Origin of the sequence: Ensifer sp., from assembly GCF_031989085.1 — a bacterium.
GTDB lineage: Bacteria > Pseudomonadota > Alphaproteobacteria > Rhizobiales > Rhizobiaceae > Ensifer.
Window position 1 is genome coordinate 43,883 of record NZ_DALZXU010000001.1, and the last position, 20,343, is coordinate 64,225.

A 20,343-nucleotide genomic window follows, 5' to 3' on the forward strand; every position below is an offset into this window, starting at 1 on the left:
AAGCCATGAAATCGACGAGCTATTACCCAGTCATCATGACGGCGGACGTGGCGGCCACCACGGCCTTCTACGTCGACAATTTTCGCTTCAAAGCGCTCTTCACCAGCGATTGGTACGTGCATCTGCAGTCGGTGGAATCAGACGCCGTGGCGCTCGCGATCCTCGACTATCGTCACGAGACCATCCCGGCAGAGGCCCGCAAGCCTGCCGCTGGCCTGCTGCTGAACTTCGAGGTCGAGGATGCCGATGTCGTCTATGCCGACTGCCGCGCGGCCGGCTTGCCGATCCTGCTTGCGATCCGCGACGAGGATTTCGGCCAGCGCCACTTCATCACTGCGGACCCGAACGGCGTTCTGATCGACGTCATCAAGCCGATCCCGCCGAGCGCCGAGTTTGCGGCCGCCTATGATGCCAGCGCGCTTCCGGCGGAATGATCGCAAAGACCGCGTGTTTTGTCTTCCAAATGGCTGGAAAACCGCTATTAACGAACACCGGCCATTAGGGAAACTGGACGGAGTTCATGACAAAATACGACGTGCTGACGATCGGCAATGCGATCGTGGATATCATTGCGCGCTGCGATGACGGATTTCTGGACGAAAACGGCATCATCAAGGGCGCAATGAACCTCATCGACGCCGATCGGGCGGAACTGTTGTATTCGCGCATGGGCCCGGCCGTGGAAGCGTCCGGCGGCAGCGCCGGCAACACGGCAGCCGGTGTCGCCAGCCTTGGCGGACGCGCCGCCTATTTCGGCAAGACGACCAACGACCAGCTCGGCGAGATCTTCGCGCACGACATTCGCGCCCAGGGCGTCTATTTCCAGACCGCGCCGCTCGAAACGCTTCCGCCGACGGCGCGCTCGATGATCTTCGTCACCGAAGACGGCGAACGCTCGATGAACACCTATCTCGGTGCCTGCGTCGAGCTCGGCCCCGAAGACGTGGAAGCCGACGTCGTCGCCGAGGCCAAGGTCACCTATTTCGAGGGTTATCTCTGGGATCCGCCGCGCGCCAAGGATGCGATCCGCGAAGCCGCCAAGATCGCCCATGCGCACGGTCGCGAAACCGCCATGACCCTGTCGGACAGTTTCTGCGTCCACCGCTACCGCGACGAATTTCTCGAACTGATGCGCTCCGGCACCGTCGACATCGTCTTTGCCAACAAGCAGGAAGCGCTGGCACTCTACGAGACCGAGGACTTCGATCTGGCGCTGGAGAAGCTGTCGAAGGACTGCAAGCTCGCAGCCGTCACCCTGAGCGAGGAAGGCTCCGTTGTCGTGCGCGGCGCAGAACGCGTGCGCGTCGGCGCGACCCCGCTCGCTCAAGTGGTCGACACGACAGGGGCCGGCGATCTCTATGCTGCCGGTTTCCTCTATGGCTATACCGCCGGTCGGTCGCTCGAGGATTGCAGCAAGCTCGGCAATCTCGCAGCCGGCATCGTCATCGGCCAGATCGGCCCGCGGCCGATGGTGTCGCTGGCCGCCGCCGCCAAACAGGCAGAGCTCGCCTGAGGCGAGCCGGCCATTCTTTCAAAGTGCAAAGCGGGCGTTGCCTTTACTTGAAGGCTTCGCCCGGATAGGCGCCCCAGATCTCGCTCTGGACGATCCAGCCGTCGACGCCCTGGGTTTCGATGTGGCACCAGTCGCCGTTGCATTCGCCAACGCGGATGACGACGCCCGGCTCCATGCGGGCAACGATCGACGCGGTGCTCTGCGGCTCTCGGCGCAGGTTGACGAACACGCCTTCGCCCTTGCCGCGCATCCATGGCGCTGTGACGGCGGTGCGGTCGCCCGACAGCAGCGCCTGGTTCACCCAGCCCTCCGTGCCGTCGGCATCGCGGATGCGGCGCCAGTTATCGTATTCCTGAATGATTTCCACCGGTACGCCCGGCCTAAGGTAACGGAACGCCACCGCATAGTCGACGCTCGGGCCGATGCGCAGGTTGACGCTCTTGGCCTTGAGGCTGACGAATCGCGGCAGCGGCAACCCGCTGGCTCCCTTTGCTGCCTGGGCATGGGCGCCCGAAGACGTCATGACCGCGCCGACGAGGGCGGCGATCAACGCAAAGGAGAGTTTGGAAACGACGTGACGCATGACGAAGCTCATTTTCCGTGGCAACTTGCAGGCGCAGTTCACCCAGGGCACAGGACCGGGGCGTAAATCGCGGGGACGACGCAGCGAGTTTTGTTTGTCTTCCCGACCGGGTCTGGTAGAAATTGCGGCTACAAGGAGAAAGTATCACCCAACTTGGTTAAGGACCCGTCAACGAGGCCCATCGCAGCAATGACAAGCAAGAAGAAGCCCAAGGTCTACATCACCCGGAAACTGCCGGACATCGTCGAAACCAGAATGCGCGAGCTGTTCGACGCCGAGCTCAACATCGACGATACGCCACGCAGCCAGCCCGAGCTGGTGGCGGCCGTAAAGCGCGCCGACGTGCTCGTGCCGACCGTCACGGACCGCATCGACGCGGCGCTGATCGAGCAGGCCGGTCCGCAGCTTAAGCTGATCGCGAGCTTTTCGAACGGGGTCGACAACATCGACGTCGACGCCGCCGCGCGCAAGGGCATCACGGTCACCAATACGCCGAACGTTCTCACCGAAGACACCGCCGACATGGCGATGGCCCTCATTCTCGCCGTGCCGCGCCGGCTTGCCGAAGGTGCGCAGATCCTGACGGATCGCAAGGGCGAATGGGCCGGCTGGTCGCCGACCTGGATGCTCGGCCGGCGCATCGCCGGCAAGCGAATCGGCATCGTCGGCATGGGCCGCATCGGCACCGCTGTGGCGCGGCGCGCCAAGGCCTTCGGCCTCTCGATTCACTATCACAACCGTCACAGGGTCAAGACCGAAACCGAGGAGATGCTGGAGGCGACCTATTGGGACAGCCTCGACCAGATGCTCGCCCGCGTCGACATCGTCTCGGTCAATTGCCCCTCTACGCCGGCTACCTATCATCTGCTTTCGGCCCGTCGCCTGGCGCTGATGCGCCCGGAAAGCTACATCGTCAACACCGCCCGCGGCGGCATCATCGACGAGACGGCGCTGATCAAGAGCCTGCGTGAAGGCAAGATCGCCGGTGCCGGGCTCGACGTCTTCGAGAACGAGCCCGCCGTCAATCCCAAGCTCATCAAGCTTGCCGGCGAGGGCAAGGTCGTGCTGCTGCCGCATATGAGTTCGGCGACGCTCGAAGGCCGCATCGACATGGGCGACAAGGTGGTGATCAACATCCGCACCTTCTTCGATGGCCACCGGCCGCCGGACCGGGTGCTGCCCGGCCGCGATTGATCAAAGCGTCTTGCGCATCTCGACCGTTGTCGGGCGGGTAAAGCCGGCATGCGCCGTCCTGCCGGTCTCGACAAAGCCCCAGGCCGCGAAGGTCCGGTGGTTTTCGACAAGCTCGATGCGCGTCTGAAGCCTCAGGGCAGAGAGGTTGAGACTGCGTGCCGTATCTTCGGCCCTAGCCAGCAACAGCCGGCCGACACCTTTGCGCTGGTAAGCGACGGCGACCGCAAGCTTGCCGACATAGAGGCAGTCGCTCTCCGGTTTGCAGAAGATGCAGCCGGCCAGGTCCGATCCATCGAGGGCAATCAATCCGATTTCGGCCGAGGCTTTCTGCTTCAGCCCTTCGATCGTCAGCGTATGGGCCGAAGACGGCGGATCGATCCGCCCGTCCATGGAGGCAAAAGCGCCCAGGATCAGGTCCAGCAAGTCCGCGTAGCGATCGAAGGCCGCGTCGATCCCGATGATCTGCATCAGTCCGCCTGCCTGTCCTTGCGTCTGCGGTAGCGAATGGTGCTGAACTGCGCCGAGAGCGCATCATACATCAACAGCCGGCCGACGAGCGGCTCGCCGATGCCGGCGATCACCTTGATGGCTTCCATAGCCTGCAATGTTCCGATGACGCCGGTGAGTGCACCGATGACGCCGGCCTCGGCGCAGGACGGCACGACGCCCGCAGGCGGCGGCTCCGGAAAAAGATCGCGGTAGGACGGGTTCGGTTCGCCGTCCTTGCCGGCGCGATAGGGCATCAATACCGTCAGCGACCCGTCGAAACGGCCGACCGCGCCGGTGACGAGCGGGATGCCGATGCAGGCGGCCGTATCGGCTGCGAGATAGCGGGTGTCGAAATTGTCGGAGCCGTCGATCACCAGGTCGTATCCGGCAAACAAAGCCTCGGCATTGTCGGCATCAAGGCGAACGGGATGCGCCTCGACCACCACATGCGGATTGAGCGCGCCGATCGCCGCCGTAGCGCTATCGACCTTTGGCTGGCCGATATCGGCGGTGCGGTGGATTACCTGGCGCTGCAAGTTCGACAGCGATACCACGTCGTCGTCGACGATGCCGAGCGTGCCGATGCCGGCAGCGGCGAGATAGTGCAGCACCGGCGCGCCGAGGCCGCCGGCGCCGATGACGAGGACGCGCGCGCGTTTAAGCGTCTGCTGCCCCGCGCCGCCCAGTTCCGGCAGCATGATGTGGCGCGCATAGCGGGCGATCTCCGACGGGTCGAGGCTGGTGTTGCTCATGAGAGGGCACTTTCCATGATCGGCTCCATCATCCCGAAACGCTGCCATGCTCCACGGTCAGGAAGCGACCGCGCTCGCCGAGCGCGTCGAACATTGCACGATCCGTTCCGGTCATGAAGGCCTGACCGCCAAGCCCGTCGACCAGATCGAAAAGCGCGGCGCGGCGGCCCATGTCTAGATGGGCTGCGATCTCGTCCAGAAGCAGGATGGGCGCGTGGCCGGTCATGTCGCCGACGAGGCGCGCATGCGCGAGCACCAGGCCGACGAGCAGCGCCTTCTGTTCGCCGGTCGAGCAGCGCTCGGCCTCCATGTCCTTTTCGCGGTGGCGGATCAGGAGGTCGCTGCGATGTGGTCCGTCCAAAGTCCGTCCGGCGGCCGCGTCGCGTGGTCGACCGTCGCGCAGCATGGCGAGATACTGCTCCTCGAGATCGAAGGCCGGCCTGTGGCTCTCGCCGTCGAGGAAGCCCGCAAGCGCCAGGCGCGCGGAAGGGAAGACGCTGTCGCCGGTGTTTCTTTCGACCAGCGCCGTCAGCAGCCCCAGCATTTCCTGGCGCGCCAGCGCCATCGACACGCCGAGCCCGGCCATTTCTTTTTCGATGGCGGTCAGCCAGGCCGGATCGGGACGAAAGTCGCTGAGCAGCCTGTTGCGGCTGCGCATGGCACGGTCGAACTCGCTGGCGCGGCGGCCGTGCTCGGGATCGAGCGACAGCACCAGCCGGTCGAGGAAGCGGCGCCGATCGGCCGATGGGCCGGTGAAAAGTCCGTCCATTGCCGGCGTCAGCCACAGCACGCGCAGATGGTCGGTCAACTCGTCGACCGCGCTTGCGGCCGTGCCGTTCAACCGCAGCCGTCGCGATTGTCCTTCGTTTGTACCGGCCGTGCCGGTGCCGATCTCGACCGGACCTTCCATGCCCACCACCTCGGCAAAGACCGAGAAGCCGTCGCTGGCGCCGACGCGGGTCACATCGGCATAGGCGGCGCGCCTGAGGCCACGCCCGGGCGACAGGAACGATACCGCTTCCATCAGATTGGTCTTGCCCGCGCCATTCTCTCCGGTCAGCACGATATGCCGCTGGTCAAGGGAAAGCGATAGCGCCGCATAATTGCGGAACTCGCTCAGCTTCAGGCGGTTGAGAAAGACCTTCTGGGGCATTCCGGGTCCGGGCTCGACGTCCGCGCCGACGACAACGCGCCGAACACGACACGCAAGGGCGCTGTAATACTCTAAACGCGCTGTAAATTCATGCCTTGGACCGATGCCGATCCAGGACGTCATGCAGTAGGACGAAAGCGCCCGCCAAGGCAAGACGAAAGGCAATCGCGGCCAAGTGTCGTTGAAAAGGCGCGATAACGGCGGGGAAAGCCCCGCAATCCCTGTGTTTCAGCGCTTTTCTTGAAGGCTTGCGTACAATATGACAGCCGCATGACAATCCACGAACGGAAATTTATGTGATGCTGGCCTGGTTCCGCAAACTGCTTCCCCGCGAAGACCGCTTCTTCGATCTCTTCGCCAACCATTCGCGCACCGTCGTCGGTGCCGCCGAAGCGCTCGACAAGCTTCTGGCCGGCGGTCCCGACCTCGAAAAGCATTGCGACCGCATCGTCGCTCTCGAGGACGAGGCCGACGACATCACCCGCGACGTGCTTCTGGCCGTTCGCCGCTCCTTCATCACGCCGTTCGATCGTGGTGACATCAAGGATCTCATCCAGTCGATGGATGATGCCATCGACATGATGCACAAGACGGTCAAGACCATCCGGCTCTACGAGCAGAAGACGTTCGATCCGGGCATGCAGGAAATGGGCGCCATCGTCGTCAAGGCCGCGCATCTGATCGCCGAAGCCATTCCGCTCCTCGACCGCATCGGCGTCAACCATGGTCGCCTCATTGCCATCGCCGAAGAGGTCATGCGCATCGAAGGTCGCTCCGACGAACTGCATGACCAGGGCCTGAAGGACCTGTTCCGCCGCCACGGCGCCGGCAACACCATGGCCTACATCATCGGCAGCGAGATCTATGGCGAACTCGAGAAGGTCGTCGACCGCTTCGAGGATGTCGCCAACGAAATCAGCGGCATCGTGATCGAGAACGTCTGATGGACGCGACACTCGCCCTGCCGCTGCTGATCGCCCTCATCGGGTTCGCGCTGTTCTTCGACTTCCTCAACGGGCTGCACGACGCCGCCAACTCGATCGCGACGATTGTTTCGACCCGGGTGCTGCGGCCGCAATACGCGGTCATGTGGGCGGCGTTCTTCAATTTCATCGCCTTCCTGTTCTTTGGCCTGCATGTGGCCGAAACGCTGGGCAAAGGCATCATCGATCCCAGCATCGTCACGCCTTTGGTGATTTTCTCGGCCCTCATGGGTGCGGTCGTCTGGAACATCGTCACCTGGCTGTTCGGCATTCCGTCGAGCTCGTCGCATGCGCTGATCGGCGGTCTCGTCGGTGCAGGCCTCGCGCGCACCGGTGGCGACGCCATCGTCTGGACCGGGCTCCTGAAGACCGTCGGCGCCATCTTCATGTCGCCGATGATCGGCTTCTTCCTGGCCCTGATGCTGATCCTCATCGTGTCCTGGATTTTCGTGCGCCAGACGCCGTTCGCCGTCGACCGCAAGTTCAGGGTGATGCAGTTCATCTCGGCCTCGCTCTACTCGCTCGGCCATGGCGGCAACGATGCGCAAAAGACCATGGGCATCATCGCGGTGCTGCTGTTCTCGCAGGGCTATCTTGGTTCCGAGTTCTACGTGCCGTTCTGGGTGGTGATCACCTGCCAGGCGGTGATCGCGCTCGGCACGCTGTTCGGCGGCTGGCGCATCGTGCACACGATGGGTTCAAAGATCACCAAGCTCAATCCGATGCAGGGCTTCTGCGCGGAGACTGGCGGCGCCATTACGCTGTTTGCCGCCACCTGGCTCGGTATTCCCGTCTCGACCACCCACACGATCACCGGCGCCATCATTGGCGTGGGGGCGGCCAAGCGCGTCTCGGCCGTTCGCTGGGGTCTTGCCGGCAACATCGTCATCGCCTGGTTCGTGACCATGCCGGCCGCCGCGGCGATCTCGGCACTCACCTACTTCGCCGTCGACCTGTTCCTCTAGGTTGATCCACCTCCGGCCAAGGGCCGGGGGCGGAACCCATTTTCCGTCGGCGCGTCTCAGTCGCCGACGCGCGGGGCCGGATGGCCCCGGCCATCCTGATGCAGTGTCAGCTTTTTCGCGCGGGCCGTTTCGCCAGCCTCGAACGTGAGTTGCGCATCGACCGATTTTGCAAAGAAACGGTGCTCGGCCTCCGGGAAGATCTCAATCGGTTTCTGTCCCGTCGCCTGCGTAAACAGCCTGTCGCCGTCACGCGAAACCGTCAGATCGAAGCCGGGTGCCAGGCGGTAGGTGCCGACATAGGCATCATAGCGCGCCGGGTCCATGGTGATGGCGACGCGCAGGACCGGGGCGGGCGCCAGCGGCTTCTCCCGGTCGAGCAGGTGCAGGCCGATATCGTCGACGCCGGCCTCGGTCGCGGTGTTCGACAGCACCACGACGCCGACACCCGTCGAGGGACGGAAGCCGACGAACGATCTGTATCCGCCGGTTCCGCCATTGTGCCAGACGACCTGCTGGTCGCCGCGCCCGACAATCACCCAGCCGAGCGCCTGCTCGGCGCTGCCATCGCCAAGCGGCACGCGCGTCGCAAGCATCGTGGCAAACGCAGGCGCAAGCGGTGAGGGCTCCTTGCCCATTGCTGCCTTGAGGAAGATCAGCAGATCATTCGCCGTCGAGCGCAAAGCGCCCGCACCCTGTAACGCCACAAGGTCCCAATCGCTGACCGGTTCCAGCCCGGCATCGTGACCCGTGGCTCGTCGTCCCTTCAATTCGGGGCGGGGCGTGATTGCGGTATCGCTCATGCCGAGCGGGGCGGCGATGTGTTCGGTCACGAGCGCTTCGTAAGACCCGCCCGACCGCAATGCCAGCGCATGGCCGAGCAGGCCGGAACCGACATTGGAGTACTCGTTCTCGGCGCCGGGCGCGCGGACTGGCCGGTGGCTGGAAAGAAACGCATAGAGTTCGGTGATGCCATAGTCGGCATAGGGGTTGTTGTCGTCGGCCGGCGCGAAATTGTCCGGCAGTCGCGGCAGGCCGGACATATGGGTTGCAAGATGTCCGAGCGTGATGGACCCGGCACCATCGGCCAGCTTCATGACGACGCTTTGCGGCAGCAGTTGCGAGACCGGCGTGTCGAGCTTGACGTCGCCGCGCTCGATCATGTCGGTGAGCGCAAGCGCTGTGAAGACCTTGGTCACCGAGCCGATCTCGAACACGGTGTCGCCATCGACGGCTCGCGGGTCGTCCTTCGCCAACGTACCGTGGGCGATGATCCGTTGCCCGTCGGGCTCAATGATCCCGACGACGATGCCGACCGACTGCCTGTGCACGTCGATACGCTCGGTGAGGATCTGGCGGATTTCGTCGTCGGTCGCGGACGGAGGCTCTGCGCGAGCGGTGGTGGCGAGGGTCATGAGGGTGATCCCGGTGAGGAGGAGGTAGCGCATGCCAAGGAGATAGGTGTTCCATTCATGGTTGCAAGGCGCGTCGGGCGCATGCGACCTCCGGATTGTGGGGATCCGGTCAAGGCTCGGTCGAGGTATCGCGGACTTCCCGCGAGCGCAGCGCCGCCATCGCCGAAGCAGTGCCGGTTCACGGATCCCAGTGCGGCGGATCGCCGAAAGCCTGCTTCAGGTGTTCGGCGATGGCCCTCAGCTTGGCAGAGGCGCGCCGTCCCTCGGGATGGGCCATGTAGATGAATTCCGGTTCCGGCCGAAATCCGACATCGATTTCGCGCAACCGGTCGTCGCGCACCGCGGGGCCGCAGATGAAGGCCGGCAGCAGCGCTATGCCGAGTCCGGCAATGGCGGCATCGCGGATCATGTCGCCGTTGTTGACCCTGAGCGCCATCTGGCCGCGCACGACGGTTGCGCCCGTCGGCCCCTCGAACCGCCAGTCGGTTGCGCCGCGGTTGGTGTAGAAGATGCCACGGTGACCGTCGAGATCGGCAAGCGACGCCGGCGTGCCGTGGCGGGCGAGGTAGTCGGGCGAGGCGACCAGCAGGCGCCGGCTTTTGGCCAGCTTCCACACGACCAGGCGGCTGTCTGCGATGACCCCGTGGCGCACGATCGCATCATAGCCTTCGGAGGCGACGTCGACGCGGCGATCGTCGAGATCAAGCGTCAGTTCGATCTCGGGATGCGCCGCCAGAAAGGGATAGAGCGCCGGCCCAAGGTGCAAATGCCCGAAGCTGACGGGGGCTGCGATGCGCAGCGGCCCGGTCAGGTTTCCCCGCCGCTCGGCCAGATCGCTGGCGGCTGCCTGGACCTCGCCGACGATGCGCACCGCGCGTTCGCGAAAGGCGATGCCGTCCTCCGTCAGCGTCAGCTTGCGCGTGGTGCGATGCAGGAGTGTGGCATTGAGGCTGCGCTCAAGCTCCGCCACCCGTTCGCTGATGACGGATTTCGACAGCCTGAGCCGGCGGGCCGCCTCGCTGATCGAGCCCGCTTCCGCAACGGCGACAAAGGCGGCAATTCCTTCTATCTTCAGCATCGTTCGGCTTTTCCGAATTCGAATTCCACGATTGGCAGACTAATCCGAACGGCGATCTTCAGCCATATCTATCGTCATCGAAGGACGGCGATCGATGGAAAGAAAACCGGTCCGAACCCCAAAAGCTGAACAGAAGGAATTGCATCATGTCACGTCTAGCAAACAAGACCGCGTTGATTACCGGCGGCACCAGCGGCATCGGTCTGGAGACGGCCCGCCAGTTCATCGCCGAAGGCGCGCGAGTGGCTGTTACCGGCACCAGCCCGAAGAACATCGCCGAGGCGCGCAGGGTGCTTGGCGAAAGCGCCCTCATCATCGAAGCCGATGCCGGCGACGTGGCCAGCCAGGCCGCCGTTGCAGAGCAGGTGAAAGCCGCCTTCGGCCATCTCGATATCCTCTTCGTCAATGCCGGCATCGCCAAGCTGCAACCGATCGAAAGCTGGGATGAAAAAAGCTTCGACCGGTCGCTCGACATCAACGTCAAGGGGCCCTTCTTCCTGATCCAGGCACTGCTGCCGGTGTTTTCGAACCCGGCCTCGATTGTGCTCAACACCTCGATCAACGCCCATATCGGCATGCCGACTTCCAGCGTCTATGCGCTCAGCAAGGCGGCGCTGCTGTCGCTCGCAAAGACGCTTTCAGGCGAACTGATCGGTCGCGGCATCCGCGTCAATGCCGTCAGCCCCGGGCCGATCCGCACGCCGCTGCACGACGGCCATGGCTCCACGCTGGCGGAAAACAAGGAGATCGTCGCGTCGATCGCGGCGCAGATCCCGCTCGGTCGCTTCGGCGATGCCAGCGAGATCGCCAAGGCGATCGTCTTTCTTGCCTCCGACGAGGCGGCCTTCACCGTCGGTGCCGAACTGATCATCGATGGCGGCATGGCCACGCTTTAAGGTTACCCCTGCCGCCGCCGGGGCCCGGCTCCGGCGGCGGCGAAATCTCGCGTCGATTGAAAGGCATGCGCGGTCGCAGTGGCCCCCCTCGGGCTCCTCGCCAGCTTTTAGTCCCTGCATTCGGGCAATCACCGCAAAAACAGCAATCTGGCGCCGACAGATGTTGCCGGGCGCCGGGTCGCTTCTGCGCCGGATAAGCCTGTTTTGGTGGAGGGAGTTGATGGGCGTCACCGAAGGACGCCTGCGCGGGGCAATGACCGGAACAGGCTACAGCGCCCCCAATCGTCATGGCCTGGCTTTTGGCAGCCTGCGGCCATGACGTGGTTCCGTCCGAATGGCTGAGCGTCAGTCGCTCAGCGTGTCGAAGAAATCCTTCATCCGGGCAAAGAAGCCGGCAGATTCCGGGTTGTTGTCCTTGGAGGAGATCTGTTCGAACTCCTGCAACAGTTCGCGCTGGCGCTTGGTCAGCTTCTGCGGCGTCTCGATCTGCATCTGGATGTAGAGATCGCCGGTCTGGCTGGAGCGCAGCACCGGCATGCCCTTGCCCTTCAGGCGGAACTGCTTGCCGGCCTGGGTGCCTTCCGGCACCGTCACGCGCGACTTGGTGCCGTCGAGCGTGGTGACGTCGAACTTGCCGCCAAGGGCTGCCGTCGTCATCGAGATCGGCACGCTGCAATAGAGATCGGCACCGTCGCGCTGATAGAACTCATGCGGCTTGACCGAGAGGAAAATGTAGAGGTCGCCTGCCGGCCCGCCACGCACGCCTGCCTCCCCTTCGCCCGAGAGGCGAATGCGGGTGCCATCTTCGATGCCGGCCGGGATGTTGACGGAGAGCGTACGCTCTTCGGTGACGCGGCCATGGCCGTGGCACTTGGTGCAGGGATCGGTGATCGTCTGGCCGCGGCCGCCGCAGGTCGGGCAGGTGCGTTCGATCGAGAAGAAGCCCTGAGCGGCGCGAACACGACCGGAGCCCTGACAGGTGCCGCAGGTCTTCGGGCTGGTGCCCGGCTTGGCGCCGGAGCCGGTGCAGACGTCGCAGGTGATCGAGGTCGGTACCCGGATCTGCGCGGTCTTGCCGGAATAGGCTTCCTCAAGCGAGATTTCCATGTTGTAGCGCAGGTCGGCGCCGCGTTCGCGGCCGCCCGACGAGCGTCGCTGGCGTCCGCCACCCATCATCTCGCCGAAGATGTCTTCGAAGATGTCGGAGAAACCGCCAGCGCCACCGGCACCGCCACCAAAGCCGTTGCCCATGCCGCCCTGCTCGAAGGCGGCGTGGCCGTAGCGATCATAGGCCGCCCGCTTCTGCGGGTCCTTGAGCGTCTCGTAGGCTTCGTTGATTTCCTTGAAGGTCTTTTCCGAGGCGGCGTCGCCGGGATTCTTGTCCGGATGATACTTCATCGCCAATTTGCGGAAGGCGCTCTTCAGCTCCTTCTCATCCGCGGTCTTGGCAACGCCAAGCGTTTCGTAAAGATCACGTTTCATTCTTCAAAGATTGTCCTGTTACAAGACGTGCCAGCGCGGGGGCCCGGCGGCTGCCTGGTTACCTTGCCACAGGATTTAGTAAACCTTGAAGCGCGATACCATAGCCCATCGGGCCGAGGGTGCGGTTTTTTGTCGGAAAAATGACGTTTCTGCCGGTCCTGTGCCCCGCGGGCGCCATTCGTTGCCATTCCAGCCTGCGACGTTGCCCGGTGGCGGCCGTCTGAGTTGCGTCTGGTCAGTGACTGCCTTCCCGTCAAAAGCAGTCCGACGCGAGGCTGAGGAGGGATAAGGAGCAACAAAAAAGCCCGGGGTGACCCGGGCTTTTCCGTCTCTAGCAGAGAGCGACTTAGGCCGAACGCTTGCGGTCGTCTTCGTCGTTGACTTCTTCGTAGTCCGCATCGACGACATCGCCGTCACGGGCCGCGTCAGCGGCGGCATCCGCATGGGCGGCGTCCGTCTGCTGCGCTTCATAGATCGCCTGACCGAGCTTCATGGACACTTCCATCAGCGTGGCGGTCTTGGCCTTGATGTCTTCGGCATCAGGCTCGGACGCCTCGACGGCGGTCTTCAGCGCGGCAATGGCGTCGGAGATCGACTTGCGGTCGGCTTCCGAAACCTTGTCACCATAGTCCTTCAGCGACTTTTCCGAAGAATGGATCAGGCTTTCGGCCTGGTTCTTCGCTTCCACGCCTTCGCGGCGCTGCTTGTCGACTTCGGCGTTTGCCTCGGCGTCCTTGACCATCTTCTCGATGTCGGCGTCGGACAGACCACCGGATGCCTGGATGCGGATCTGGTGTTCCTTGCCGGTGCCCTTGTCCTTGGCCGAAACCTGCACGATGCCGTTGGCGTCGATGTCGAAGGTCACTTCGATCTGCGGCATGCCGCGCGGAGCCGGCGGAATGCCGACGAGGTCGAACTGGCCGAGCAGCTTGTTGTCGGCGGCCATTTCGCGCTCGCCCTGGGAGACGCGGATCGTCACGGCCGACTGGTTGTCGTCGGCGGTCGAGAAGGTCTGCGACTTCTTGGTCGGGATCGTCGTGTTGCGTTCGATCAGGCGGGTGAAGACGCCACCGAGCGTTTCGATGCCGAGCGACAGCGGGGTCACGTCGAGCAGGAGAACGTCCTTGACGTCGCCCTGCAGAACGCCGGCCTGGATGGCAGCGCCCATGGCGACCACTTCATCCGGGTTCACGCCCTTGTGCGGCTCCTTGCCGAACAGCTGCTTCACGGTTTCCTGAACCTTCGGCATGCGGCTCATGCCGCCGACGAGAACGACTTCGTCGATCTCGGCAGCCGAGACACCGGCATCCTTGAGGGCTGCCTTGCACGGCGCAACGGTGCGCTGGATCAGGTCGTCGACAAGCGCTTCGAACTTGGCGCGGGTCAGCTTCATCGTCAGGTGCTTCGGACCGGAAGCATCAGCCGTGATGAACGGCAGGTTGATTTCGGTCTGCTGCGACGAGGACAGCTCGATCTTGGCCTTTTCGGCAGCTTCCTTCAGGCGCTGAAGAGCGAGCTTGTCGTTCTTCAGGTCGATGCCCTGTTCCTTCTTGAACTCGCCGGCAAGGTACTGGACCAGACGCATGTCGAAGTCTTCGCCGCCGAGGAAGGTGTCGCCGTTGGTCGACTTCACTTCGAAGACGCCATCGCCGATTTCGAGAACCGAGATATCGAAGGTGCCGCCGCCAAGGTCGTAGACGGCGATCGTCTTGCCGTCCTTCTTGTCGAGGCCGTAGGCGAGCGCGGCTGCGGTCGGCTCGTTGATGATGCGCAGCACTTCAAGGCCGGCGATCTTGCCGGCATCCTTGGTTGCCTGGCGCTGAGCATCGTTGAAGTAGGCCGGAACGGTGATGACGGCCTTTTCGACCTTTTCACCGAGGTAGGACTCGGCCGTTTCCTTCATCTTCTGAAGGATCATGGCGGAGATCTGCGACGGCGAGTAGTCCTTGCCGTGTGCTTCGACCCAGGCGTCGCCATTGTCGGCCTTGGTGATCTTGTAAGGAACCATGTCCTTGTCTTTTTGCGTGGTCGGGTCCTGGAAGGTCCGGCCGATCAGGCGCTTGATCGCAAAAAGCGTGTTTTCAGGGTTGGTGACCGCCTGGCGCTTGGCCGGCTGGCCAACGAGACGTTCGCCGTCTTCGCTGAATGCCACCATCGAGGGGGTCGTGCGCGCGCCCTCGGCATTTTCGATGACCTTCGCATCTTTTCCGTCCATGACGGCGACGCAGGAGTTGGTCGTTCCCAAGTCAATACCAATTACTTTAGCCATGTCGTTCTCTCCTTGCAGCGGACTGTCGGAACCCGGTCAGGCATTCGTGAGACAGCCCCTAACGGGATGGTCTTAGGATTTCTTCGCAGCGGTGGCTGCGCCGATGCGGCGTATATAAGGACCGGCGTTTCGGACTGCAAGGCATTCTGGGGGGCGATTGGGGGCAAAAGCAAGCCTGCGTTTGGCGCGCGGCACACAATAGCCGCCCCGCCTGTCGTCGGGGCGGCGCGCAAACGGCGGGAAGGCGCCGTTTGCGCCGCCTCAGCCGCCGGTCAGGATGTCGAAAAGCGTGGTTCGCTTGGTGGCGCCGGTGGTCTGACCGACATCGGCTGGCGGCACCATGCCGCCGTTGCCGTCGGGAAGGGGGCGGGTCTGGTCAACGGCGATCGAGCCGTCGACGCCGACAGGCGGAGCGGGAAACGCGTCCGGATCTCCTGACATGACGTCGCCCGTCGCGGCAGGCGGTGCGCCGCCTTCATCGAAGACCGGCTGTACCCCGGTGGTGCCGAACAGCGGCGAGGGCGAAAGCCCCTCATGCGCGGCCAGCATGTAGTCGTGCCAGGCCCTGGCAGGCAGACCGCCGCCGGTCACCTTTTTCATCGACTTGCCGTCGTCGTTGCCGAACCAGACGCCGGTCGTCAGGTTGGAGGTGTAGCCGACGAAGAGCGCGTCGCGGAAGGATTGGGTGGTCCCGGTCTTGCCGGCGGCTTCCCATCCCTTCAGCTGCGCCTTCTTGCCGGTGCCGTTGGTCAGCACCCGCACCATCATCTGGTTCATTTCGCTGACGATGGCCGGGTCGAGAACGCGCGGCGGGTTGTCGTAGGTATTTTCGTAGAGCACCGTGCCGTCGGCCTTAGAAATCCGGCGGATGACATGCGGCGTCGCCTTGAAGCCGCCGTTCATGAACGGGGCATAGGCAGACGTCAGTTCGACCAGGCTCACTTCCGAGGTTCCGAGCGCGATCGAGGCATTGGCCTGCATCTCGGAATCGATGCCGAGACGGTGCGCGACCTTGACGACGTTCTGCGGGCCGACCTCCATCACCAGCTGGGCCGCGATGGTGTTCAGCGAATTGGCAAGCGCATCGGCAAGCGTGACTTCGCCACGGTATTTCTGGTCGTAGTTTTCCGGCGTCCAGTTGCCGATCCGGACCGGGCCGTCGTTGCGGACCGACATCGGCGTGCGACCGATCTCGAGCGCGGCCGCATAGACGAAGGGCTTGAAGGCAGAGCCTGGCTGGCGCTTGGCCTTGGAGGCGCGGTCGAACTGGCTCTCGGCATAGTCCTTGCCGCCGACGAGCGCGCGGATGGCGCCCGTGCCGTCGATCGACACCAGGGCTGCCTGCGAGGCGTCGAGCTTCTTGCCGTCGCCGTCAAGCGTGGCGCTGATCGCCTCTTCCGCCTTCTTTTCCAGGTTGAGGTCGATGGTGGTGTCGACGATCAGGTCTTCCTTGATTTCGCCGATCATGCCGGGAAGCTGGTCCATCACCATGTCGGCGACATAGTGTTCGGCGCCCGACCAGTAGCTCTTGGCCTTGGTCGGCGTCTGCGACATCGCCGTCTTGATCTCGCTGTCGGTGACGAAGCCTTCCTCGCGCATGGCGCCGAGAACGACCTGGGCGCGCTCTTCCGCGGCCTTCGGGTCGCGGGCGGGCGAGAGGCGCGAGGGCGCCTTCAAAAGGCCGGCGAGCAGGGCTGCCTCGCCGAGGTTCACGTCGCGCGCCGACTTGTTGAAATAGCGCCGCGAAGCAGCCTCGACGCCATAGGCGTTCGAGCCGAAGAACACCCGGTTGAGATACATCGCCAGGATCTGGTCCTTGGAGTATTTCTGCTCCAGCCAGAAGGCGAGCAGCACTTCCTGGACCTTGCGCTCGAGCGTGCGATCAGGTGACAGGAACAGGTTCTTGGCCAGCTGCTGGGTCAGCGTCGAACCGCCCTGGACCATGCGGCCGGTGGTGACGTTGGTCAGCATGGCGCGTGCAAGCCCCAGCGGGTCGACGCCGAAATGCGAATAGAACCGCCGGTCCTCGATGGCGATGACGGCCTGCGGGATGTAGGGCGACATGTTTTCAAGCGAAAGCGCTTCGCCACCGGTGGTGCCGCGATTGGCGATATCGTCGCCATTGACCGCAAGGATCTTGACGTTGGGCGGGCGCTCGGGGATCGACCAGCTTTCCGCGCTCGGCATGCGCGCGCCGTAATAGAGCACGAGACCGCCGACGCCCATGGCGCCCCAGATGCCGATGACGATGCACCAGTAGAATAGGGTGCGCACCAGGCCGATGAAGCCGCCGCCGCCACCGGAGTTGCGGCGCGATCCACCGCGCTTGTTTTTCTGTGCCTTCTTCCTCCGTTGGGAAGCCTGTTTACCACGGACTGGCTTGCGGCCGCCGCCGGTCACGCGATCGCTGGCCTCGATGCGAAAATCGTCGTCATCGTCATCGGCGCTGTTGCCGAAGGAAGGCTCGATCCGTTGTCCTGACTTGCCGCTTGCTGCCATGCCGTTTGGATTTACCCTTCATGCCGCATCGCGGGCGACGAGCCGCTCGCCCCAGCGGCGAACGCACTCTCAAGGGCGGGGAGGAATTGCTCTATCGACCCGCCACGGCGATGCGGTGAACTTTAAATGCGGCAATTTAAGGGGGCGTTAAAAACCGGTTTGTCAAATATGCATGGTCTTCAACAGCTTGGCCGATACGCAGCCCTGCCACCCTGCCAGTCGTTGGCCCTGCGGGTGCCATCGGCGCGCGACGGGTTGCCGGCGCGGCCGGGTATTCATGACCCTGATTTGCCCCGTCGTCTCTGTGGGGCCTATTCGGCGGTTCTTTCGTGCTGCACGATCCGACCGGTCTTCTTCAGAAGGACCGTTTCCTCGGGTGCCGGCTGGCTGTCCTTGGTGATGCTGGCGGTCGTCGTCGTCGTGTCGATCGCCGCGTTGGTCTTGGCGTGATAGGCGCATTCGGCGAATGCCATGGAGGCAGACAGGCCGACTGCGGCCACAGCCACAAGAAGCATCTTCATGATCTTCTCCTTTTCGCTCAACGCCGAAATCCTACGCCTCGACGGGGTTTGCCCGAAATCACGTTTCTGTTTGCCGCTTCGATGCGAGGCCGCAGGGCCGTTCGAAAGCGAGTGCTACTCGATCGAGGTCCGGAGCGGCGTTTCGCCGACGAGCCTTGCCTGTTTGCCCGGGTCTGGATTGGTATAGTCGTAAAGCCATTGGCTGTAGGGCATGCGCAGCAGCACCGAATTGACCAACCTGTTGGTGGCGACCGCGTCGCAGTCGCGCGCCGGATGCGCCTGTCGGGTACACAGCGCCTGAGGGCTATCGACCAGGCGATAGCCGTGGCCTTGAAAGACCAATGCCGTCATCGCCGCCAACTTGTTCGGACCGGGCGGCAGGACGACAACGCGCAGGCTGGCAAGCCAGATTGCCAGGATTACCAGGACGATCATCGCGGTCGGGATCTGGAGCAAAAGTTTCATGGGAGGATCTGCCGTTCCTGAGTGCAACGGCATCTAGAGAACCACAGCGCGTCGACATGTCGAGAGAGATGTGTTTTTTCACATCAAATATCATGGGTTGTGGTTTACAACCTGTAATATTAGTCGGCCATTATGCACTGCAATCTGCGGCCGGCGAAAGAGCGGAAATCGGCAATTCATGGTGCAACGCAGCAATTCCACCCTTGAAAATATTGCGGCGCATGATTATTATACGACTTATCGAAGCGCTGCACCTCCTCCCGCGGCGCCCGATGTGGATCGGTGGCACTCCTCCTCCCAGTCACCGGTCAAGTTTGAGAGCTCCGTGCACCTCCTCCCGCACGGAGCTCTTTTCATTTCCGGTCCTGGCAGAAGTCACGGTCTGGCGCGAAATCATGGTCGCCCGGCGCGAGGCAAACCTGCCACCGGTCTCTCCGGCAATATCGATATTTTCGCGAATCCTGCTATGGCTTCGCCTTGATGTTGTGCTCGGCTGGCCTCCCCGAAAGCCGATGAGGAGGAATTCGATGAAGTTTCCGTCCGCCGCGGTGCTGGTGTTTTCAACGCTTGCAATCGTGAATTCAGATGCTCTGGCGCAGGACAACGTCGCCTATGTCGACGATCGCTCTGACGGCGCGGCCGTCGTGCGCTCGCTCTACAACGCCATCAATCGCAAGGAATATGCCCGCGCCTACGGCTATTTCGGCGAGACGAAACCGGCCGGCGGCTACAAGGCGTTCACGCGCGGCTACGAGCGCACCGTTGCGGTCGAGGTCAAGCTTGGCAAGGTCAAGACCGAGGCGGGCGCCGGCAGCATCTATTCGGCGGTGCCGGTCGCGGTCAAATCGATCGAGCAGCGTTCAAGGGTCCGGTTCTTCGCCGGCTGCTACGTCACCCGGATCATCAATCCATCGCTTCAGGTGCCGCCGTTCACACCCTACCAGATCGAAGCGGCACGCCTGAAGGAAGTGAAGGGGCCGCTCGACGCAGCCCTTCCGACCGTCTGCAACGCACCCTGACGAACGTGCCGGTTGTCCGCTACTGAAGCGGCCCGCGCCGGTCGGCCAGGAATCGCGAGCGCTCGAACACCAGGATGACGCCAAGCGCCATGATGAATGGGATGAGCAGGTAGAGGATCCGGAAAATCGCCAGTGCCGCCAGCACGTCGGCCGGGTTCATTTCCGGCAGGGCGGCGATGAAGACGAGCTCCAGTACGCCGAGACCGCCAGGCGCATGCGACAAGAGTGCCGCCGAGAAAGACGCCAGGAAAATCCCCAGAATGACGATGAAACCCGGGTTTCCGGCCTCCGGCAGGGCGAAATAGATGATCCCCGCTGCGCCGATCAGCTCCACCGGTGCGATGACCAGCTGCCTGAGCACGATGGCGGGCTTGGGATAATGCAGCTGGAACCAGCGGGTCCGGATCGAAGGCAGGCCGACAAGGCTGCCGATCAGATAGAGCGCGATCACCACCAGGATCAGCACGCCCGTTGTCAGCGACATCTCGACCGGCAGGAACTCGGCGAAACGCTCGATGATCTCCGGCTTCACCAGAAGCACGATCGCAGACAGCATCAGCGTGCCGAGCGCGAAGGTGAAGGAGCAGAAGGCGACGAGCACGCCGACTTCGCCTGCCGTCAGCCCCTTCGATCGATAGGCCCGGTAGCGCACGACCGCGCCTGAGAACACCGAGGCGCCGAGATTGTGTGAGAGTGCATAGGTGGTGAACGAGCAGACGGTGATGAACCAAAGCGAGATGCGATGGCCCAGGTGATCCAGTGCCAGCTTGTCGTAGCCGGCAAGCGCCGCATAGGCGACCAGCGTCGCCCCGATCGCCAGAAGCCAGCTTTTCAGCGAAATTGCCTTGAAGCTGGCGAGGAACTCATCGACCGAAAGCCCGCTCAGCTCGTGATAGAGCGCATGCACAGAAAAGATGATCGCCGCCAGCCCGACGATGGGCCAGAAATACGCGCGCAGCCTGCTCATGCCGGCGTCGCGATCGCTGCAAAAAATCGGGCCGAAGGCTCATTCGACGGCGTCGGCTCTATTTCGGAACGCATCTGTTCATGAACGCGGCCGCCATCGCGGC

19 protein-coding genes are annotated in these 20,343 nt (G+C 63.4%); 7 read left to right on the plus strand and 12 right to left on the minus strand.

Annotated elements, in window-relative coordinates; all coding sequences use genetic code 11:
- Positions 1–5 precede the first annotated feature (5 nt).
- Both RTP54_RS00215 and RTP54_RS00220 read left to right on the plus strand, forming a co-directional pair.
- Positions 6–434, plus strand: a complete 429-nt coding sequence (locus tag RTP54_RS00215) for a VOC family protein (RefSeq protein ID WP_112817940.1) — start codon at positions 6–8, stop codon at positions 432–434.
- A gap of 86 nt (positions 435–520) precedes the next feature.
- Positions 521–1,513 carry an adenosine kinase gene (locus RTP54_RS00220; protein ID WP_112809365.1) on the plus strand — a complete coding sequence of 331 codons (993 nt, stop codon included), beginning with the start codon at positions 521–523 and terminating at the stop codon, positions 1,511–1,513.
- Between the two features lie 43 nt (positions 1,514–1,556).
- Here the strand turns inward: RTP54_RS00220 and RTP54_RS00225 are convergent, their stop codons facing one another.
- Entirely contained in the window at positions 1,557–2,096 is a 540-nt protein-coding gene (locus tag RTP54_RS00225) for an SH3 domain-containing protein (protein WP_409517081.1), read from the minus strand.
- Between the two features lie 189 nt (positions 2,097–2,285).
- On the opposite strand from RTP54_RS00225, the gene RTP54_RS00230 reads away from it, so the two are divergent.
- The gene (locus RTP54_RS00230) at positions 2,286–3,290 is read left to right on the plus strand and encodes a 2-hydroxyacid dehydrogenase (RefSeq protein WP_112809363.1); all 1,005 of its coding nucleotides are present in this window, start codon (positions 2,286–2,288) and stop codon (positions 3,288–3,290) included.
- On the opposite strand, the gene RTP54_RS00235 is transcribed toward RTP54_RS00230, so the two are convergent.
- From RTP54_RS00235 to recF, 3 genes are read right to left on the minus strand one after another with little or no spacing between them, the layout of a single operon-like run.
- Positions 3,291–3,758 carry a GNAT family N-acetyltransferase gene (locus RTP54_RS00235; protein ID WP_312359908.1) on the minus strand — a complete coding sequence of 156 codons (468 nt, stop codon included), beginning with the start codon at positions 3,756–3,758 and terminating at the stop codon, positions 3,291–3,293.
- Positions 3,758–4,531 (minus strand): molybdopterin-synthase adenylyltransferase MoeB, encoded by a 774-nt coding sequence (locus tag RTP54_RS00240; RefSeq protein WP_312359911.1) that lies wholly within the window; start codon positions 4,529–4,531, stop codon positions 3,758–3,760. Before RTP54_RS00240 ends, RTP54_RS00235 begins: the two co-directional genes overlap by 1 nt.
- Positions 4,532–4,559: 28 nt before the next feature.
- Positions 4,560–5,684, minus strand: a complete 1,125-nt coding sequence (recF, locus tag RTP54_RS00245) for a DNA replication/repair protein RecF (RefSeq protein ID WP_112817936.1) — start codon at positions 5,682–5,684, stop codon at positions 4,560–4,562.
- Between the two features lie 299 nt (positions 5,685–5,983).
- Between recF and RTP54_RS00250 the strand changes: the two genes are divergently transcribed.
- Positions 5,984–6,628 carry a DUF47 domain-containing protein gene (locus tag RTP54_RS00250; protein WP_112809359.1) on the plus strand — a complete coding sequence of 215 codons (645 nt, stop codon included), beginning with the start codon at positions 5,984–5,986 and terminating at the stop codon, positions 6,626–6,628.
- Positions 6,628–7,632 carry an inorganic phosphate transporter gene (locus tag RTP54_RS00255; RefSeq protein ID WP_112809358.1) on the plus strand — a complete coding sequence of 335 codons (1,005 nt, stop codon included), beginning with the start codon at positions 6,628–6,630 and terminating at the stop codon, positions 7,630–7,632. Before RTP54_RS00250 ends, RTP54_RS00255 begins: the two co-directional genes overlap by 1 nt.
- A 56-nt stretch (positions 7,633–7,688) precedes the next feature.
- On the opposite strand, the gene RTP54_RS00260 is transcribed toward RTP54_RS00255, so the two are convergent.
- Both RTP54_RS00260 and RTP54_RS00265 read right to left on the minus strand, forming a co-directional pair.
- Complete coding sequence (locus RTP54_RS00260) at positions 7,689–9,044, minus strand: serine hydrolase (RefSeq protein ID WP_312359918.1); 1,356 nt, start codon at positions 9,042–9,044, stop codon at positions 7,689–7,691.
- Positions 9,045–9,222: 178 nt separating this feature from the next.
- Positions 9,223–10,122, minus strand: coding sequence for a LysR family transcriptional regulator (locus RTP54_RS00265; RefSeq protein WP_312359921.1), 900 nt, complete (start codon positions 10,120–10,122; stop codon positions 9,223–9,225).
- A gap of 146 nt (positions 10,123–10,268) precedes the next feature.
- Between RTP54_RS00265 and RTP54_RS00270 the strand changes: the two genes are divergently transcribed.
- On the plus strand, positions 10,269–11,018 hold the full coding sequence (locus tag RTP54_RS00270; RefSeq protein ID WP_112834280.1) for an SDR family oxidoreductase: 750 nt from the start codon (positions 10,269–10,271) through the stop codon (positions 11,016–11,018).
- A 345-nt stretch (positions 11,019–11,363) separates the two neighbouring features.
- On the opposite strand, the gene dnaJ is transcribed toward RTP54_RS00270, so the two are convergent.
- From dnaJ to RTP54_RS00295, 5 genes are all read right to left on the minus strand, one after another.
- Positions 11,364–12,500, minus strand: a complete 1,137-nt coding sequence (dnaJ, locus tag RTP54_RS00275) for a molecular chaperone DnaJ (RefSeq protein WP_077499455.1) — start codon at positions 12,498–12,500, stop codon at positions 11,364–11,366.
- Positions 12,501–12,846: 346 nt separating this feature from the next.
- Positions 12,847–14,769, minus strand: coding sequence for a molecular chaperone DnaK (gene dnaK, locus RTP54_RS00280; RefSeq protein WP_112809355.1), 1,923 nt, complete (start codon positions 14,767–14,769; stop codon positions 12,847–12,849).
- A gap of 261 nt (positions 14,770–15,030) precedes the next feature.
- A complete protein-coding gene (locus RTP54_RS00285; protein WP_312359926.1) occupies positions 15,031–17,268 on the minus strand; it encodes a transglycosylase domain-containing protein in 2,238 nt (745 codons plus the stop codon).
- Between the two features lie 311 nt (positions 17,269–17,579).
- Positions 17,580–17,789 carry a hypothetical protein gene (locus RTP54_RS00290; RefSeq protein WP_112817960.1) on the minus strand — a complete coding sequence of 70 codons (210 nt, stop codon included), beginning with the start codon at positions 17,787–17,789 and terminating at the stop codon, positions 17,580–17,582.
- 114 nt (positions 17,790–17,903) lie between these two features.
- Positions 17,904–18,254 (minus strand): hypothetical protein, encoded by a 351-nt coding sequence (locus RTP54_RS00295; RefSeq protein WP_312359927.1) that lies wholly within the window; start codon positions 18,252–18,254, stop codon positions 17,904–17,906.
- 527 nt (positions 18,255–18,781) lie between these two features.
- Here RTP54_RS00295 and RTP54_RS00300 point away from each other — a divergent pair.
- Positions 18,782–19,273: a hypothetical protein gene (locus RTP54_RS00300; RefSeq protein WP_312359928.1), complete on the plus strand. Its 492-nt coding sequence runs from the start codon at positions 18,782–18,784 to the stop codon at positions 19,271–19,273.
- 19 nt (positions 19,274–19,292) lie between these two features.
- Here RTP54_RS00300 and RTP54_RS00305 read toward each other — a convergent pair whose 3' ends face one another.
- Positions 19,293–20,240 (minus strand): YbhN family protein, encoded by a 948-nt coding sequence (locus RTP54_RS00305; RefSeq protein ID WP_112809350.1) that lies wholly within the window; start codon positions 20,238–20,240, stop codon positions 19,293–19,295.
- Between the last annotated feature and the right edge of the window lie 103 nt (positions 20,241–20,343).

Coding starts and splice junctions, on each gene's coding strand:
- RTP54_RS00300 (WP_312359928.1), top strand. CDS start 18,782: ATGAAGTTTCCGTCCGCCGCGGTGCTGGTGTTTTCAACGCTTGCAATC.
- RTP54_RS00290 (WP_112817960.1), bottom strand. CDS start 17,789: ATGAAGATGCTTCTTGTGGCTGTGGCCGCAGTCGGCCTGTCTGCCTCC.
- RTP54_RS00265 (WP_312359921.1), bottom strand. CDS start 10,122: ATGCTGAAGATAGAAGGAATTGCCGCCTTTGTCGCCGTTGCGGAAGCG.
- RTP54_RS00230 (WP_112809363.1), top strand. CDS start 2,286: ATGACAAGCAAGAAGAAGCCCAAGGTCTACATCACCCGGAAACTGCCG.
- RTP54_RS00270 (WP_112834280.1), top strand. CDS start 10,269: ATGTCACGTCTAGCAAACAAGACCGCGTTGATTACCGGCGGCACCAGC.
- recF (WP_112817936.1), bottom strand. CDS start 5,684: ATGCCCCAGAAGGTCTTTCTCAACCGCCTGAAGCTGAGCGAGTTCCGC.
- dnaK (WP_112809355.1), bottom strand. CDS start 14,769: ATGGCTAAAGTAATTGGTATTGACTTGGGAACGACCAACTCCTGCGTC.
- RTP54_RS00240 (WP_312359911.1), bottom strand. CDS start 4,531: ATGAGCAACACCAGCCTCGACCCGTCGGAGATCGCCCGCTATGCGCGC.
- RTP54_RS00260 (WP_312359918.1), bottom strand. CDS start 9,044: ATGACCCTCGCCACCACCGCTCGCGCAGAGCCTCCGTCCGCGACCGAC.
- RTP54_RS00255 (WP_112809358.1), top strand. CDS start 6,628: ATGGACGCGACACTCGCCCTGCCGCTGCTGATCGCCCTCATCGGGTTC.
- RTP54_RS00305 (WP_112809350.1), bottom strand. CDS start 20,240: ATGAGCAGGCTGCGCGCGTATTTCTGGCCCATCGTCGGGCTGGCGGCG.
- RTP54_RS00235 (WP_312359908.1), bottom strand. CDS start 3,758: ATGCAGATCATCGGGATCGACGCGGCCTTCGATCGCTACGCGGACTTG.
- RTP54_RS00215 (WP_112817940.1), top strand. CDS start 6: ATGAAATCGACGAGCTATTACCCAGTCATCATGACGGCGGACGTGGCG.
- RTP54_RS00225 (WP_409517081.1), bottom strand. CDS start 2,096: ATGCGTCACGTCGTTTCCAAACTCTCCTTTGCGTTGATCGCCGCCCTC.
- RTP54_RS00295 (WP_312359927.1), bottom strand. CDS start 18,254: ATGAAACTTTTGCTCCAGATCCCGACCGCGATGATCGTCCTGGTAATC.
- dnaJ (WP_077499455.1), bottom strand. CDS start 12,500: ATGAAACGTGATCTTTACGAAACGCTTGGCGTTGCCAAGACCGCGGAT.
- RTP54_RS00220 (WP_112809365.1), top strand. CDS start 521: ATGACAAAATACGACGTGCTGACGATCGGCAATGCGATCGTGGATATC.
- RTP54_RS00250 (WP_112809359.1), top strand. CDS start 5,984: ATGCTGGCCTGGTTCCGCAAACTGCTTCCCCGCGAAGACCGCTTCTTC.
- RTP54_RS00285 (WP_312359926.1), bottom strand. CDS start 17,268: ATGGCAGCAAGCGGCAAGTCAGGACAACGGATCGAGCCTTCCTTCGGC.